Annotated in this window: 15 protein-coding genes and 1 pseudogene; 9 read left to right on the top strand and 7 right to left on the bottom strand. The window is 36.0% G+C overall.

The features are described from left to right. Positions 1-8 precede the first annotated feature (8 nt). The 8 genes and pseudogenes from H6F62_RS09490 to H6F62_RS09520 all read left to right on the top strand — a co-directional run bounded on the left by H6F62_RS09490 (position 9) and on the right by H6F62_RS09520 (position 8105). Positions 9-947 (top strand): polysaccharide pyruvyl transferase family protein, encoded by a 939-nt coding sequence (locus tag H6F62_RS09490; RefSeq protein ID WP_190371888.1) that lies wholly within the window; start codon positions 9-11, stop codon positions 945-947. Between the two features lie 12 nt (positions 948-959). Next, a pseudogene (locus tag H6F62_RS20915) lies at positions 960-1133 on the top strand (RNA-dependent DNA polymerase); the annotation flags it as partial. A gap of 300 nt (positions 1134-1433) precedes the next feature. Next, on the top strand, positions 1434-2684 hold the full coding sequence (locus tag H6F62_RS09495; protein WP_137907516.1) for a glycosyltransferase family 4 protein: 1251 nt from the start codon (positions 1434-1436) through the stop codon (positions 2682-2684). Between the two features lie 125 nt (positions 2685-2809). Then, on the top strand, positions 2810-4135 hold the full coding sequence (locus tag H6F62_RS09500) for an EpsG family protein (protein WP_190371889.1): 1326 nt from the start codon (positions 2810-2812) through the stop codon (positions 4133-4135). Between the two features lie 224 nt (positions 4136-4359). Beyond that, a complete protein-coding gene (locus H6F62_RS09505; protein WP_190371890.1) occupies positions 4360-4782 on the top strand; it encodes a hypothetical protein in 423 nt (140 codons plus the stop codon). A 41-nt stretch (positions 4783-4823) separates the two neighbouring features. After that, positions 4824-5576 (top strand): glycosyltransferase family 2 protein, encoded by a 753-nt coding sequence (locus tag H6F62_RS09510; protein WP_137907497.1) that lies wholly within the window; start codon positions 4824-4826, stop codon positions 5574-5576. A gap of 67 nt (positions 5577-5643) precedes the next feature. Then, positions 5644-6807: a polysialyltransferase family glycosyltransferase gene (locus H6F62_RS09515; protein ID WP_137907498.1), complete on the top strand. Its 1164-nt coding sequence runs from the start codon at positions 5644-5646 to the stop codon at positions 6805-6807. A 197-nt stretch (positions 6808-7004) separates the two neighbouring features. Then, positions 7005-8105, top strand: a complete 1101-nt coding sequence (locus tag H6F62_RS09520; protein WP_190371891.1) for a glycosyltransferase family 4 protein — start codon at positions 7005-7007, stop codon at positions 8103-8105. 237 nt (positions 8106-8342) lie between these two features. Here the strand turns inward: H6F62_RS09520 and H6F62_RS09525 are convergent, their stop codons facing one another. Then, positions 8343-8480, bottom strand: coding sequence for a hypothetical protein (locus H6F62_RS09525; RefSeq protein ID WP_162501182.1), 138 nt, complete (start codon positions 8478-8480; stop codon positions 8343-8345). A gap of 20 nt (positions 8481-8500) precedes the next feature. Between H6F62_RS09525 and H6F62_RS09530 the strand changes: the two genes are divergently transcribed. Further along, the gene (locus tag H6F62_RS09530) at positions 8501-9412 is read left to right on the top strand and encodes a DUF2887 domain-containing protein (RefSeq protein ID WP_190371892.1); all 912 of its coding nucleotides are present in this window, start codon (positions 8501-8503) and stop codon (positions 9410-9412) included. A 72-nt stretch (positions 9413-9484) separates the two neighbouring features. On the opposite strand, the gene H6F62_RS09535 is transcribed toward H6F62_RS09530, so the two are convergent. The 6 genes from H6F62_RS09535 to H6F62_RS09560 form a co-directional block, all read right to left on the bottom strand. After that, entirely contained in the window at positions 9485-10417 is a 933-nt protein-coding gene (locus H6F62_RS09535; protein ID WP_137907501.1) for a hypothetical protein, read from the bottom strand. Positions 10418-10485: 68 nt separating this feature from the next. After that, complete coding sequence (locus H6F62_RS09540) at positions 10486-11118, bottom strand: YdcF family protein (protein ID WP_137907502.1); 633 nt, start codon at positions 11116-11118, stop codon at positions 10486-10488. A gap of 41 nt (positions 11119-11159) precedes the next feature. Continuing rightward, the gene (locus tag H6F62_RS09545) at positions 11160-12047 is read right to left on the bottom strand and encodes an SMP-30/gluconolactonase/LRE family protein (protein ID WP_137907503.1); all 888 of its coding nucleotides are present in this window, start codon (positions 12045-12047) and stop codon (positions 11160-11162) included. A 609-nt stretch (positions 12048-12656) separates the two neighbouring features. Next, positions 12657-13292 (bottom strand): pentapeptide repeat-containing protein, encoded by a 636-nt coding sequence (locus tag H6F62_RS09550; RefSeq protein WP_137907504.1) that lies wholly within the window; start codon positions 13290-13292, stop codon positions 12657-12659. Further along, entirely contained in the window at positions 13289-14707 is a 1419-nt protein-coding gene (locus H6F62_RS09555) for a DICT sensory domain-containing protein (protein WP_137907505.1), read from the bottom strand. Before H6F62_RS09555 ends, H6F62_RS09550 begins: the two co-directional genes overlap by 4 nt. A 60-nt stretch (positions 14708-14767) precedes the next feature. Then, a complete protein-coding gene (locus tag H6F62_RS09560) occupies positions 14768-16333 on the bottom strand; it encodes a photosystem II high light acclimation radical SAM protein (protein ID WP_137907517.1) in 1566 nt (521 codons plus the stop codon). Between the last annotated feature and the right edge of the window lie 288 nt (positions 16334-16621).

Raw genomic sequence — 16621 nt, forward strand, 5'->3', positions numbered from 1 at the left:
TTATTAACATGAAAAAAATTACTATTTTTGATACATCTCTTTGTAGTTCAAATTTGGGTGATCAAGTAATAATGGATGCTGTTGAAAAAATCTTAAATAGCTTATTTAAAAGTGATTTTTTTATAAAAGTCCAGACCCATGATGTCATAGGCAAATCATCCTATAAATGCATACAAAATAGTGATTATGCTATTGTTGGAGGAACAAATCTTTTATCTTCTAATATGAACTCTTATAATCAATGGAAGATTAGTTTATTAGATTCGTTTTTTATTAAAAATGTAATATTAATGGGTGTAGGTTGGTGGCAGTATCAGAAAGCTCCTAATTTATACACAGGAATACTATATCGCAGAGTTTTACATAAAGAATATCTTCACTCTGTGAGAGATAATTATACAAAACAACAATTGGAATCAATAGGATTCAAAAATGTAGTTAATACTGCTTGTCCAACAATGTGGTCATTAACTGAAGAGCATTGTGCGGATATTCCCAGAAGAAAAACAGATTCTGTTTTAGTTACTTTCACAGAGTATAATCAAAATAAAGAATTTGACTTCAAGCTAATAGAAATTCTCAAAGAGAATTACAAAAATATTTATTTTTGGATACAGCAACCAAAAGACTACGATCATATGTATAGTATTTATGGTGATAATGCAATCTATATTAACCCGAGTTTACAAGCATTAGATGAAGTATTAAATCTCGACATTGATTACATTGGTACACGATTACACGCTGGAGTTCGGGCATTACAACGTAAAAAGCGGAGTTTGATTCTGGCGGTTGATAACCGAGCTATCGAAATTTCTAAAGATACTAACTTACCTGTAGTTCATAGAAATGATTGGGAAGGTATAAAAAATTGGATAGATTCAGCCAATGCCACTCAAATCCAATTACCTTGGGATAATATTAATCAGTGGAAAAAACAATTTTAAGTAAACGATTTCAAACGAGTGTTAGAACTCGATATTGAAAAATGCTTCGACAGGATAAACCACACCGCCATTATGGATAGACTCATCGATCCCAAGAGTATAAGACTAGGAATTTTCCGATGGCTTAAAGCCGGAGTTAACCCAGAATTTCCTGAACAAGGAACACCCCAGGGCAGGGTAGTAAGCAGAGGATTTTCATTTTCTAAAATTGCGTGCGATGGACAGAACCTTTTGACAATCAATTTTGACAATCAATATTTGTACTTGTTTTTGATATTAATTAATCATAGGAAAAAAAGTTTTTATTGACCTGTGGGAAAGGGTTTTGGGGAAATGATTTTCGAATTTACCTCCGAGAATGAAAACGCACTGGGGTAGTAAGTCCCCATTTGTTGAGGCACTTAAATTGCTGTAAATCCATACAATAGCTGGCAAATTAAGAGTTTCATGTCTGACTTATATGATGTAATCCATAAATGTTTAATGATTAAACCACTGCTAATTAGCACTAATGATATTAATGGGGGTGCTGCCCGCGCTACTTATCGTTTACATCAAGGCTTAAAAAGTATTGGTGTAGATTCCCAAATGCTTGTACAAAACAAGCAGAGTGATGATTACAAAGTAATTTCTCCAGCAAGCAAACTAGGTAAAGGTATTGGCAAATTAAAACCCACTCTCGATAGTCTACCATTACAAATTTATCCCCAGCGCGATCGCTCTACTTATTCCGTTCAATGGCTACCAGATAACCTAGCCGCAAAAGTAGCTCAAATTAATCCTGATGTGATTAATTTACACTGGATTAATGGTGGCTCTCTAAAAATAGAGACTATTGCTAAATTCAAAAAACCCATAATTTGGACACTGCATGATATGTGGGCATTTACAGGAGGGTGTCACTACAACGGAGATTGTATGAATTACACAAACTCCTGTGGGGCTTGTCCTCAACTACACAGCAATAGGGAAAAAGACTTATCGCGCTGGATTTGGCAACGTAAAGCCAAGGCATGGCAAGACTTAAATTTAACTATAGTTACTCCTAGCCATTGGTTAGCTAAATGTGCTGCTTCTAGTTCCTTACTAAAAAATGTCAGAATTGAGGTTATTCCTAATGGACTGGATACGAAACAGTATAAACCAATCGAAAAATCTGTAGCGCGATCTATTCTCGGTTTACCTGAAGATAAGCAACTTGTTCTGTTTGGAGCTATGAGTGCAACGAGCGATCCTAGAAAAGGTTTTAATTTTCTACAATCAGCTTTACAAAATCTCACCCAATCTGGGTGGGGAGAGCAAGTAGAATTGGTTGTATTTGGATCTTCTCAACCTAAAAACCCTACTGAACTTGGCTTTAAATCACATTATTTAGGTAGATTAAATGATGATATTTCCCTCTCCTTAGTTTATGCAGCGGCGGATGTATTTCTTGCTCCTTCTGTGCAAGATAATTTACCAAACACGGTTATGGAGTCTTTAGCTTGTGGTACTCCTTGCGTGGCTTTTGATATTGGCGGTATGTGTGATATGATAGAACATCAAAAAAATGGTTATTTGGCTAAACCTTTTGATGTAGAAGACTTAGCTAGAGGAATTGCTTGGGTATTGGAGGATGAGGAAAGATTACAGAAGTTAGGCGTTAATGGTCGTGAGAAAGTTGAGAATAACTTTTCTTTAGAAATACAAGCTCAAAATTATCTTGATATATATAAAAATATATACTATAAGTCATAAGAGGAGGTTGATTATACAAATTTATGACTAATCTAGTTTAAACAATCCTGTCGCGCTATCATGATTTTGAGGTAACGACAAAATCATGATTTTAAGATCATCTATGATACTTAGGAGAATTAATTATGATCTTTGTCGAAAGTATAAACCATAAAGTGCCAGGAATGGCTTTACACCAGGTTTTTGCTAAACTTTACCAAGCTAAATATCTCATTCTAGCAACTTCTTTAATTCTCTGGTCTATTATTCCAATAATAGGAACATTCTTTCTTCTACTATATTGTCAAATTAATATCTCTGGAAATAAAATAATAGACAGAAAAATACTTTTCCTCCAAAACTTAATTCCATTAATATTAGTGCTATTTACTATAATTATTTACAATGCTAGCATAACGCCATTTGGTGATACAGATGTATATATTAGGGTTTATAAGTTGCTTTACTATGAGCCATTATTCCATACTGATGATGCCTTTGATACAGACAAAGAACCAGTTGCTTTCATTCTTTCTCAATTTGTTAGTAAACTAACAAGTGGCGATGAGTTCAGTTTTTTGCTGTTTCAATCTGCAACTATCAACACCGCAATAACTATTTATTCAGTGATATTTGTCCCTGAATTGTATCCAATGATAATTTTGATCAATATAATGTCTAATGGCTATTATTATCAGTTATTTTGGATGCCACAGTTTTATTCTTTTATTTTTATCATACCCAGCTTATATATAAGTAACTACATTAAATCCGTATCCCTAATTTGTATTGCTTATTTTACTCACAATTCTTCTTTATCAATAATTGGAGTATTTATTTATGAAAAAATAACTCATTATTTGATTCACTTTTTCAAAGTGTTCAAACTTCCAGATATACTAAATAATAAAAAAAATATTTCATTAATTGCTATACTTATAGTATTACCACTTTCTAGTGTAATTTTCCAAAATTTTGTAGAATTTGCTTTGTCTCAAAATATGTTTACTTCAAAGATCAATAGTTATTCTGGTGCGCAATCTGCTAATTTTAATCAAGATCATTTTAACATTAGGAACCAGCTACGTTCGATACTTGACTACTCAGTTATATCAATATTTTTATTGAATTCTGAATTTAATAAATTTAATTCATTAATATTTTTTAGATGGGTGGGAATTTTCTTTATTATGTTATTTTTTTACGCCGCTGTTTATACTTTTGGGTTTAATATGAGGGCAAGTGCGTTATTTTTTTGCTTACCAGGTTTTTTTTACATTATTCCTATTTATTCTGGTAAACTTGATGGTTCAATAAACATCTATAGTTTTATATTACTAGTATGGATTATTGTAAGATCAATATATTTTGCTATTGCGTTACTTAATGAAAATAATTACCTAACTTTTTTTGAAAATCAAGAACTATCTACAACAATTACAGGATACTTTCAATTATTATTTTCACAATAGACATCTCCGAAAACTGTCAAACTCCTACTATGAGTATTGGAGATTACCCGCTAAATGCAAAGATTCTCATGTTATACGCTAAAAGCTGTGCTTCTTAATGAAATTTGATCTAAACTAGCCATATAATTACTTGTGTTTTTCTGAAATATATTTTTCCTACTACCCTTGAAGTGAAATCATGATAATACAATGCTGTACTGTAAAAGTAAAGAGGTTAAACTGCTATGGATAAAATTAAACTGATTGACTGTACCCTGCGGGATGGAGGATACTACAACGAGTGGGATTTTAATCCCCAACTCATCAAGGAATATCTCCAGGCAATGTCTGCTATTTCTGTTGATTATGTTGAGTTAGGCTTTAGGTCATTTAATCGCAAGGGGTTTAAAGGTGGTTGTGCATACACAATGGAGAACTTCATCAGTCAGTTTGATATTCCAGAAAACCTCAAAATTGGGGTTATGGTTAATGGCAGTGAACTTGTTAAACATCCTGATGGTGTAGTTGGTGGCCTTGGCCATTTGTTTAAGCCAGCATCCAAATCCCTAGTTACTTTAGTGCGAATAGTGAAAAACTTCATGAGAAACAAAAGCCGTGATAATTACAAAAGCTTTCTGTGGAGTGATCCTAGCAAAACAAATGTCTAGTAATAGTGAGATAAAATTTACGTAATTGGAAACATATTTATATGAGTAATTGTCTAATTTCCATAGTAACAATATCAAGAAATGATTTTCAAGGTTTATTGAAAACATTAGATTCAGTCAAAGGGCAAGATTATGAATATATTGAACATATCATTGTAGACGGTGATTCTAATGATGGAACGAGAGAAATTTTGCAGTCTTATCAACATACTAAAAATTTTTCTTATGTTTCAGAACCGGATAATGGTATATCAAGTGCCTTTAATAAAGGTCTAGACAGAAGTACAGGGGATTTAATCTTTTTTTTAAATTCTGGGGACTTGTTTTTTTCAACAAGTGTAGTTTCTGAGGTAGTTAGTAGTTATATAAAATATAAGTGGAAATGTGCGGTTGGTAGTAGAATTGTATTTGTAAAAGGAGAAGAGTTTATGTATAGCCCACCAAAACTACCATCAAATTTTCTCAAATATTTTATGTTTTTGCCTCATCAAGCTTTCTTTTGTGAAACCAATTTACACAAGAATTACAAATTTGATGAATCACTCAAACATTGTATGGACTATGACGTATTTATTAGGATGCTGAGGGGTGTGGAAATATTTTATCTGCCTATAACGGTGGCAAAATCTGCACCGGCTGGTGCTTCAAAGGGAGGTATGCCAGAACAGTCACAAATACGCAGTAAGTACGCTACTAATCCCTTTGATAAGTTGATCATAAATATTATCAACAGACTTTTACTTTTAAAGACATTTTTCAAAATCAGTTCTCCTTTTGCAATCAAGTTCAAATAGGCCGCTGTGAGAAAAATTTGTTCTACGGTAAGTAAGATAAATACTGAATTATAGTGAGACGCAAGAAATGCCTAACTTTTCGTTTTTCGACCTTCATCTTTCCAGCCACACTAGGCATCCAGCATCAATAGCTCATGCTATTGAAAATTTGTGTCCTGGTAATAAATATCAATTTATTTATGACGAAAAAGATGGTGCTTCTGAAAAGGAAATTTTGAAAAAATTACCAGCCAATTCAGAAATTATTTATAGTGGATTCCCAAGTAAAACAAATATTAGTCATAAATTGACTACATTTAAGCCAGATGCTCTAATAGTCATGGCTCAAAGGATTCCTGATTCAGCATATATAAGTCTTGCCAAAACATTGAAGATAAAAACTTTTATGTTCCAGCATGGTCTTTATATTCCATTCCTTAAAAGGGAACCATCACTTTTTTTGAAAAAACTTGTAAAAACTTTACGATATATAATGTATGCATTAACTATAGCTGAAATAGTCGAAGAAGATAAAATAAAATACTTACAATACTACATTAAAAATTTAGTTTTTGGACAAAATATAACTGGTTCAATCGATAAAAACAAAATTAATGTAGATAAAGTTCTAGTATACGGTAATTTTTGGAAAGAATACCATCGACAACAGTTTGGATATTCAGACGAGTCTCAGTACGTAATTGGTTATCCAGATTTAATTAAAGTTAAGGATATTAGTAGTCTTATTCGGGAAAATTCAATTTGTTATATTGCTCAAACCCTAGTAGAAGATGGGAGACTACCTAGAAATGACTTTTTGAATTTTATCAATATTTTGTCTTCTAGCATACCAAATGATAAAAAAATATATATAAAACTGCACCCAAGAAGTGATGTATCCTTATACAAGCAGTTGAAAGAAGTTAATAACGCGGAATTTTGCAATAATAATATTCCTCATTGTAGCCATTATATAGGTCACTATTCAACTGTTTTGGCAGTCATAGCAATGGTAAATACAAATGTGCTGTTGTGGGATTTTGAAGGTCATGAAATACCTTCATATTTTACAGATATTTGCAGAGTAAAAACTGCTGATGTTAAAGAGTTAGTTGATTTTATAAATAACAATTCTATCCTAGAAAACGAGTGTGAAAACAAGTTAAAATCTCAGTTCCAAAACTTTTTCTATTTTGATGGTGAAGATCCATTGCAGAAAACGGCAAAAATTATCTTAAATGCTGTATCTTAAATGTCAGCTTGGTTTTATAGTGTTTATTACACAGAGAAAAAAAGACACAGACATAGAGCAAAATTTTAGGATATGAAATTTTTGAGTTTGATAAACTTATTTCGGATTGGCAAAATTTCTTGTATCTGATAACTTTAGATCACAAGAGAAAGAGAAAATTTTTTCAATCAGAAAAGCCTGTTAAATGGACAGAAATTATGCAGAAATTAATTTTAATTGCTTTCAACGCTAAAATAGGAATGAAACTTATTTTGGACTGTTATCGAATAAATTTTTCCAAATATTTCAATGTTTATGTATTGACTGACAAAGAATATGCTAAAGGTGTTAATGATCCCAAAATATTTGGTATTTCTGAATCTGGTAGCCATATTCGTATGGCTCTAGATGTGTTTAATATATTTAAAATGATTAAGATTATGGCTATAATAGCCAGGGAAAAAAAAGTATTCATATATTTTATATCTGCTCATCCTCTTAACGCTATGACTGCATTTGCAGTAAGAATAATTAATTTATTACCTGATATGGAGTTAAGACTAGTTTCACATATTCATGATGTCACTCCACACGCAAATACGAAAAATGGATTTTTTATAGATGCTTTTCAAACAACTCAGGTGAATTTATCTGATCATATAACTGTTTATGGGGATTACCTCAAATCATCTGCTAAAAGACATTTTTCTCTGCCCGACTCTAAAATATTCTCGTATCTACATGGAGTAAATAGGACTATTAGTAGAGATAATTTACCTCAATCAAAAGTTGGGAAAAAGTTTGTTAGTTTGATAGGTAGAATTGATAAATATAAAGGTATAGACATTTTTCTTGACATAATAGCAACGCTCGAAGATAAAATTGATTGTGAATTTCTGCTGGCTGGTTATGGAGATTTGTCACCCTATACTGAAAAAATTAAGAAATTGAAAAGATTAAATGTGGTCAATCAATTTCTTTCGGATGATGAAATGGATGAGATGTTATTATCTTCTCATGTATTAGTATTGCCATACATTGACGCTTCACAAAGTGGCATGATTCCAGTTGCATATTATAATGCCTGTCCTGTAATAGTTTCCGATGTGGGTGGTTTGCCAGAAATGGTTAAACATGGAGAGACAGGGTTTATAAGTCCAGCTAAAGACGTGAGTGTATTTACAAAATACGTTGAATTACTGGTTACTGATTCAGACCTGAGAAATTCTCTATCAAAAAACAGTTTTGAATTTTATAGACATTGTTTACAATGGGATAAAATTATCAATGATGTTGCTTATTACATAAAGTCTCTATGATATAGTTAGTATCATGATGAGTTGCAAGAATATACAACACTTTGTGTAACAATATTAATTGGTTTAGGGATATTTAAAATATTCAATGCAGTAAATTCGCTATACTGGAACAAAGTTTAAATCTCACCCATGTTTAGTATAACACGAAAATTGCTTGAGTACGGAAGTTTGGTGAAAAGCGATCGCGTCAGTGCTGCACATTAGGCTAATCTTAAACCCTAAAATTATAAGAGAAAACTATTGTATTTGAAGTAACCGAAATACCGTTGTTGCTTGAGTGAGATATAAAAACCACATCTGTTGCCAACCCTCAATATAACCCCTCTCAGCAGTGCTTATGCGAGATGCTTGCAGCAGTACTTTGCGATCGCTCATGTTTTCAAATGTAAATAAGCATGAAGACCGATAAGCTATTTTACCGCATATTTCTCAATCAACCAGGTCTTCTCGCCGAACTCCTCCCTGGAATCCCCCCAGATTGTCAATTCGATTACTCAGCACCAGTCATTAAAGAACAGGAATTTCGCCATGATGGGATTTTAACCCCCGTAGAAAATGACCCCAACCTCCCCCTAGTCTTTCTAGAAGCGCAAATGCAACCAGATACAGACTTTTATGGACGCTACTTTGCAGAAATTTACCTTTATCTTAAACAGTATAAAATTATCAGACCCTGGCGAGGATTGCTAATTCTCAAATCCCGTCGTCATGACCTGGGTTCAGAAATTCCTTACCAATTCCAGTTAGATAAACAAGTCCAAAGACTCTACTTACAAGACCTGCTACATCAAAATCCCCTCAGTCCCAATTTAGCATTACTGCAACTGATTATCCTCCCGAAAACAAAAACCGTTCAAGCCGCTCAAAACCTACTAGAAAGTAGTAAAAGTCAAGCAGAATTTAGACAAAAACTTGATTTAGTTGAAGCTATACTGGTAAACAAATTCCCTAACCTGAGTTTGGAGGAAATATTAAAAATGTTAGACCTAAAAACCGCTGATATTACTCAAACCCGTTTTTATCAAGATGTTTTCCAATTAGGTAGACAAGAAGGTGAGCAAAAAGGTAGACAGGAGGGTGAGCAAAAAGGTAGACAGGAAGGTGAGCAAAAAGGTAGACAGGAAGGGGAAGCGAAACTGATTATCCGTCAGTTAAAACGTCGTTTTGGAGTAATGACCCCAAATCAAGAAACCCAAATTCGCACTTTATCCGTTCCCATGCTGGAAGCATTAGGAGAAGTCCTCCTTGATTTTATCAACCCCACAGACCTAGATACTTGGTTAAGTAACCAGGAGAATCTGAAGTGATAATCGACCTTGCTGAATTGAATAAGGATTTTAACTTGATATAGGCAGGAAACTGATTTCTCCCTCCGAGGTCTATTGAAATCGGGATAATAACTGCTCACGAGATAAACTAGACAACTGCAACAGCAAGGTAGTATATTCGTGAGGTGTTAAATTTAATACAGGCTGAACAACTGCCGCTAATTGCTCGTCTATAAAGCCAAATCGAGCTAAAAGCAGGTTTTCTACTATTTGCCGTCTTTCCTGTTCCTTACCTAGCTCCTTACCTATTTCCTTGCCTATTTCCTTACCGCGCTCTAAACCACGAAGTTCCGTTATCCGTTCCCACTCTAAATAAGCCGGTGTTAAATTCATTATTAACTCCCTATCTTCAACATCAATCTCATTGCTTATTTCCATAGTAATCTTCCAAGTCCCTAACAACTTTAAAATAGTATAGCGTTTTCTATCATCTTCGGGTAAAGCAATTACTTCATTAATTGCAGCTTGTTGAATTATTCCTTTACCTAAAATCCTCAACCAGAGAGTTTCTGGAGTATTCGCTAACTTATCAATCACAATTACTCCAGTCAGCAGTAATGGTGACGGAAAGTAAATACCTGGCAGCCAGTTTTCATCCTCACTGGCCATAAATTTATTCAGCAGTTTATCAGAACAAGAAGTAGCAATAATCCACAATCTTGGTAGTTCATGGTCAGGAATACTTTTTTTATCTCGTTTGGCTTGACGTTGTAAATCTGCTTCTAGGTGGAATAGTTTGGCTAAACAACTGCGGATTTCTCTTTCTGTTGGTTGCTTGCGAAAGGGTTCTAATAAACAACTGGTTACAGCAATTTTATTTAAAATACCGAAATTTTCTGACTGATGCTGTTGAGTCGATGGTGTAAACCAAACGACAAATCTGGGTTCTCCAGGTATTTCATAATTTATTCGCACCTCACCCAAGGAGGATAGAAATTCTGCAAATAACTGTTTGGAAAATTGATCAAAAGGGTTTTTAGTCATTTATGGTGATACACTGACCGCTAAATTAGATCTATTTTATCCGCAATGAGCTAATTTATGGAATTTAATCACCCATTATACTTAGAAATCTTTACCAGAAGACGAGGATTAAAACTGGCTCCTGTCTTTCCTGTAAAAATCCACAAAAGTGATCTCCCACAATCTCGCAACACCCGCACCAAAGATTCTGACCTATCTCCCCATGAAGGTACAGCAAGAGGTGTAACCACAATCCCTTGACTACCAAGGACAATAGTAGCGAACTGCTTGCAGCAGCGCTTCGCTATCGCTTTTGACCTCCTCATATGATAATCTGATGTAATCAAATAAATATGCTGTATCTTCCGAGCAGCAAACTTGTCTACCATAGATGTAAAATTAGTGACTGTATCCGTAGCTCTGCCATCAAACCGCAATTGGCGATTGGGAACACCAAACCGTTGAAAAATGCGGCGATTATAATTTAGGTTATAGTCACAATCAGAAACCCAAATATCTAAATCTTTGTGCGATAGCCAAAGCTGGGCGGCAAATTCCATTCTTTTATAATCACCTCCCAATACAAAAATTGCTTGGGGTACGGCAGTTTGGTGAAAAGCTATCGCTATCCTCACAGGAATTATGGTAGATAAACCAAGGGCGGCGGCTAAAACCAGCCAAGCTAATCTAAACTTCCTTTTCCTTTTCCTTTTCCTTTTCATTCACGAAAGTCACTTACCATATTCTTGACATTAGGCTAGTCTTAAAGCCTAAAATTATCAGTAGGTAATCCAGTTATATCAGTCTGGAGAGCAAATAAATCGCCAGAGTAGAAACTTTTCTGAATTTCTTCCTCACTTAAACCAACCGAAGCTGTCGTAATATAAAGCGTCTGCAAATCCTGACCACCAAAAGTACAACTTGTCGGACGTTGCACAGGTAAGGGTATCCGTAAGGTTTCCTCACCCTGAGAATTAAAACGAATTACGCACCAACCATCCCACATTGCTGACCAAATATTCCCTTCACTATCTACAGTCAGCCCGTCAGGATAAAAAGACTCACCGGCTAAGTCTACCAAAATATGGCGATCGCTAATTCTACCTGTTGCTGCTTCAAAGTTGTAAGCATATATCTTTTGTTGAGCAGAATCGGTTAAATAAAAAATCTTTTCATCTGGACTCCACCCCAAACCATTGGCAATGGTTAATCCTGTCTCCATTAAATGCAATGAACCATCAGGATCATACCAATAAAGGCTACCCTGATTTTTACCTGGACACATAGAACCAAACCAGAAACGACCTTGGCGATCGCATTTACCGTCATTAAAGCGATTGTCTGTCATATCCGCTTCAATTGCAATAAGCGGACTTGTTTTCCCTGTTTTAAGATGCAAAAAGGCTAATCCATGGCGTTGTGCCATAATGAGTCTATCTTGACCTGCGATCGCAATCGAACCGACGACATCTCCCACATCAAAAAAAAGGTTCTCTCCAGTTGTGGGATCAAATTGATTTACCCTATGGTTATATATATCCACCCAATAAAGCAGACCTTTGGTTGAGTCCCAAACTGGTCCTTCTCCCAAACGAGAACGTGCTGCTAAAACATGATTAAGTTGGTATTTTTCAGATTTAAGCCAATCCATCAAAATTTTCACCATTTCCAATTAAGAATCGAACTATTGACACTCCCCTCCTCTCAATTGAGATGATAACATCAAATATAATCAACTTATAACTGGGGAGTAAATCCCCGGCTTAAAAGACATTCATACCTAAAAATTTTTGGGATAATGGGAGTTATGCCCGTTAACCCAGACATGATCGCCAAAACCAGCCAAGCTAATCTAAACTTCCTTTTCATTCACAAAAGTCACTTACGATATTCTTGACATTAGGCTAATAGACCTCTTGCACAATTGTTTCTGTGGTACGATAGGAGGTTTTAGGTTTTATGTATTTTTGGTGTTCTTTGCGATCGCAAATTCAACCATAGCCGTGTAACTCTAACTTTTATCTAAAATTAACACAGCCCTCAATCATAACATAAAATTAATTTTGCAAGAGGTCTAATGTTAAAGCTTAGAATTATAAGAGAAAACTCTTGTATTTACAGTAACCGAAATAGGGTTATCGGTTGAGTGAGATACAAAAACCACAACTGTTACAAACCCTTAATAGAACCCCCCGGCAGCATTGCTTATACGAATCCCTTTTTTACTAAAAGGCAAATAAGCATGAAAAAAAAAGATAAACTATTTTACCATATATTCGGTACTAGTTTTTAAAACTGTACCCACCATACATACCTTATCTAAACTTGCGCCATTTAACTTCACAGCATCTACTTCCGCACAAAGTAAATTCGCTCCAGTTAAATCCGCTCCTGCTAAGTTAGCCCCTCGCAAATCAGCCTCTTCAAGATTCGCTTCAGTCAGTAAAGCTCCTCGCAAATCTGCACCGCTTAAGTCTGCACATTTGAGATTAGCCCCCGTTAAATTAGCACCTCGTAAATCTGCACATCGTAAATCACTACTTTGTAAATTTACACCCATCAAATTAGCACCGCTTAAAAAAGCACCAGCTAAAGACGCATCATTCAGGATTGCTCCCATCAAGTTACTACCCCTCAAATTGCCACCACGTAAATCTGCACCGGTCAAATCAGCTTGCATTAAATTTGCACCAATTAAATTCGCCCGCAAGTCAGTTTGTTGCAGATTTGCACCCATTAAGTTGGCTCCGGCAAAATGGCCACCCTCCAATTGAGAACCACTAAAGTTAGTCCCTACTAAATGCGCCCCTGTTAAATTTATCTTTCTTAGATCTAAGTGAGATAGATCCTCATCCTCTAAATTTGCGCCGGCAAGTTGTTTATTGTTGCTAATCATCCGTAAATTCTCCCTGGTGTGCTGTATACTGAAATCTGCTCACTACTTTTGCTGTGGCTATCCCAACGAGAATCAAGTAACCACAAACCGCCGCCGACTTTCGGTTTGATCACGGATAAATCAAGTCCCTGTTGTAAGCCCATGACTAATAAACTTAAGGTATCTACAAGTTTAGGATCAAAGCGGCTAGATTGTTGTTGCCGACACTGATCTAAAGCTTGAGAAAATATTTCCCCTTCGCTTTTACCTAAATATTTATACTGATTAAGTTGTATAATAAATTCTGCTGCCAGTGACAAAATTCGTGATTCTAAAGGAATATCATCACCAGCTAAACCAGCAGGTTCACCAGTTCCATTCCACCATTCGGTTTGATGGGTGATAATTTGCGCTATTGCCCGTAGTCGTGGCATAATTCGTAATGCTTGCGCTCCTGGTACGAGGGGACAAGCCAGAGGACAACTAGGCGCTTTTTCTGGATAAGCCGTGGTTAAGTGACTAGGAGTAATCAAACTCTCAACGTTTTGCAGTGAACCTATCCGATGTAACAAAGCCGCAAGACGTAATCTTTTAATTTGCCATGCAGGTATATCTAACAGTTGCCCCATTGTTTCTACTACAGATGCTACTTCCGTGGCTACACCATGGTGATTGATATCTGCTAGATCAATCAATTGCGCCATCCGTAAAAATGCTTGGATTTCATTAGATACCAAGTTACGATCCAGAGATTTTCGATGAGATGCTACGGGAATAGATAAGTTGTCCTGTCCTGTTTTCAGGTAATCAACAACACGGGCTACGACAGTAGCCACATCCGCTGATGAAGATATATGTGTATGAATTGCCTCTTTATATTGAGTAAGTTTCAGTGCTAATTCGGGATGATAGTCTTGGATATGCGCGATCGCTAATTCTGCGGTTTCCTGGACTAATTTCGGCTCAAATGTCCATAAACCGTAGAATTTCCGCTCTAAATCTGAACTTGGCAAGCCCTCACTCCCATAATCATCTGGGGATAACTCTTGACAAATTACCATCGCCGTGTAATCTGGTGATAAAATCATCAAATGCCATTCCTGAGCCACAGGATCATCTGTTGCCAATGCTACCAGATTAACATTACTTAACTGACTAGTGGGATGTTCAGCAAAACCAGCGTCAGCAGCGGCCATAATGACAATTTGTTGGCTGTGTTGAGCGATATCTGCATATCTGACCGCTTCTTCTAAATACCATTTACCCTCTTGGAAAGCCGTAATTACCAAAGGAGCATTATTTCTAGTTAAAATATGGTCTTCTAAAGCATGACAGAGGGCAACCAAGGTATTCTTATAGTACACCCCAAAATGAATTGGGCGCGAACTATGACGGTGGGAAGCTTCTAACTGTTGGAGAATTGAACCTTGTAACATGAAATTAGGGTTTTTTGAGTTTTAATAGTCCGCATAGCGGTGATTTCTCATCACCTGAACTTAAATTGACACCAGCTGTTTTTCTGGTATAGGTGCAGAAAGCGCCGTTTCCAAATCAGCGCGACCCAATTTGGCTTCTAAAATATTCATTACTTCCCGTCCAAAGTCGTTGGGATTTTGTCGCCAAGCTTGTAAGCAGACTTCACCAAAGAAAGAACCCAGAGGTTCAGGATTCCATAAAAGCTTTTTAGCAGTCCAAGGCATTAAACTCATCGGATCATAACCCGGTTTCAGAATCTCCTCTTTAAAAGCATATTCCTCTAAATGGGTGTGGGGTTGTAGTCCAATAAAGAAAATAGCGGGTTCAACTTTATCAACCCCAAAAATCCGTTCTAATTCCCTGTGATATGCTATAGTTTGCCGAATAGTTTCGGGACGTTCATCAATGACATTAAAAGAATAATTAACAGAAACTACATCATTAAAACCGGCGGCTTTTAAATCACGACAATTCTGCAAAACAGTTCGTAAATTATAACCCATTCGCATTTTGCGGACTAGTTCTTGAGAACCGCTAGTAATACCGATTTCAAAATAATTCATACCTGTTTTTACCATCAACTCACACAATTGCGGTGTTAAGTTGTCGGCTCTAATGTATGCTGCCCAATGAATATCTGACATCCCGGAATCAACGATTTTCTGGAGTAATTCCACAGCATCATCAATAAACTTGCGTGCGGGTATAAACTGAGCATCTGTAAACCAGAAGTTACGGATACCACGATTGTATAATTCTCGGATTTCCGCCACAATTTCATCACTAGGATTAATGCGGACTTGTTTACCCTCAACTACAGTATAAACACAATAACAGCAATTATGGGGACAACCGCGTTTAGTTTGCACACCAATGTAAAAATCTTGTTCTTGCAGATAATAACTAAATTCCGGCCAAATAGTCTCAATGTAATCGTAATTACAAGCTGTTTTTTCTAGGGGTGTGGGTTGTTCATGAATTAAGCGTGGACGTGGCGCATTTTCTCCCACAACATAACAGCGTTCATTGCGGAAATCTTCACCATTCAGCAGCTTTGTTAAAAGTGTTTCTCCCTCACCCACAGAAATAATTGTTCCCGCAGGTAAACTTTTACCCAACTGTTCATAGAATACACTTACCGCTCCACCACCCAAGACTACACGGGCTTGAGACTGATATTTTTGGGCGCGTTTTAAACCCCGTTTAACCAATCCTAGATTGCGCCATAACTCTACATAATAAGCTATAAAAATTCTTAATCCGCCCAAAGCACCACGTAATTTGATGAATGGGTTTTTAGCGTAGTAAAATTCAAAAGCGTTTTGCAGAGGATTTCCGCCCCGTCCTCCTACTGGCGCGTAAATTTGAATATCTCGCCAAGAAAAGACTAATAGTGTGGGTTTAAATTCATCAATAGACCGATCTAGAGCGGAAGTATAATCTACAGGTGGGATTGTACCTAAGTCAAAAATCCGCTGTTCTACACCGGGAAACAGTTTGTGAACATGATCCGAAAGATAGACAACCCCAATGGGAAAGATAGGGTTACAGGGAAGACGAACATAGAGGATTTTAGTTGGGTTCATACCGGGTTTAACTGCACTGCTTACCGTTGTTGAGGGAAAAATTAGTACCGTTCCAGCGGGAGTCAAGAGTCAAAAGTCAAAAGTTATATGACTTAATCAGGATTGTCCTTGACATTGCAGTTATTTTGTGTTACACAAAAAACTGAAAACTGGACTGCATAAAATTTGCTTATTATAGAAGGCGGTTTATGAACAAAATTTTCATATACATTCACCATAACATTGAGTTGATGAATTGAGGAATGACTTGCTGCTGGGATTCATGGGAGATAGATGTCACAGATATTT

Origin of the sequence: Anabaena sp. FACHB-1391 (genome assembly GCF_014696755.1) — a bacterium.
GTDB lineage: Bacteria > Cyanobacteriota > Cyanobacteriia > Cyanobacteriales > Nostocaceae > Dolichospermum > Dolichospermum planctonicum.

Coding starts and splice junctions, on each gene's coding strand:
- H6F62_RS09490 (WP_190371888.1), top strand. CDS start 9: ATGAAAAAAATTACTATTTTTGATACATCTCTTTGTAGTTCAAATTTG.
- H6F62_RS09500 (WP_190371889.1), top strand. CDS start 2,810: ATGATCTTTGTCGAAAGTATAAACCATAAAGTGCCAGGAATGGCTTTA.
- H6F62_RS09505 (WP_190371890.1), top strand. CDS start 4,360: ATGGATAAAATTAAACTGATTGACTGTACCCTGCGGGATGGAGGATAC.
- H6F62_RS09510 (WP_137907497.1), top strand. CDS start 4,824: ATGAGTAATTGTCTAATTTCCATAGTAACAATATCAAGAAATGATTTT.
- H6F62_RS09515 (WP_137907498.1), top strand. CDS start 5,644: ATGCCTAACTTTTCGTTTTTCGACCTTCATCTTTCCAGCCACACTAGG.
- H6F62_RS09520 (WP_190371891.1), top strand. CDS start 7,005: ATGCAGAAATTAATTTTAATTGCTTTCAACGCTAAAATAGGAATGAAA.
- H6F62_RS09525 (WP_162501182.1), bottom strand. CDS start 8,480: ATGAGCGATCGCAAAGTACTGCTGCAAGCATCTCGCATAAGCACTGCT.
- H6F62_RS09530 (WP_190371892.1), top strand. CDS start 8,501: ATGAAGACCGATAAGCTATTTTACCGCATATTTCTCAATCAACCAGGT.
- H6F62_RS09535 (WP_137907501.1), bottom strand. CDS start 10,417: ATGACTAAAAACCCTTTTGATCAATTTTCCAAACAGTTATTTGCAGAA.
- H6F62_RS09540 (WP_137907502.1), bottom strand. CDS start 11,118: ATGAAAAGGAAAAGGAAAAGGAAAAGGAAGTTTAGATTAGCTTGGCTG.
- H6F62_RS09545 (WP_137907503.1), bottom strand. CDS start 12,047: ATGGATTGGCTTAAATCTGAAAAATACCAACTTAATCATGTTTTAGCA.
- H6F62_RS09550 (WP_137907504.1), bottom strand. CDS start 13,292: ATGATTAGCAACAATAAACAACTTGCCGGCGCAAATTTAGAGGATGAG.
- H6F62_RS09555 (WP_137907505.1), bottom strand. CDS start 14,707: ATGTTACAAGGTTCAATTCTCCAACAGTTAGAAGCTTCCCACCGTCAT.
- H6F62_RS09560 (WP_137907517.1), bottom strand. CDS start 16,333: ATGAACCCAACTAAAATCCTCTATGTTCGTCTTCCCTGTAACCCTATC.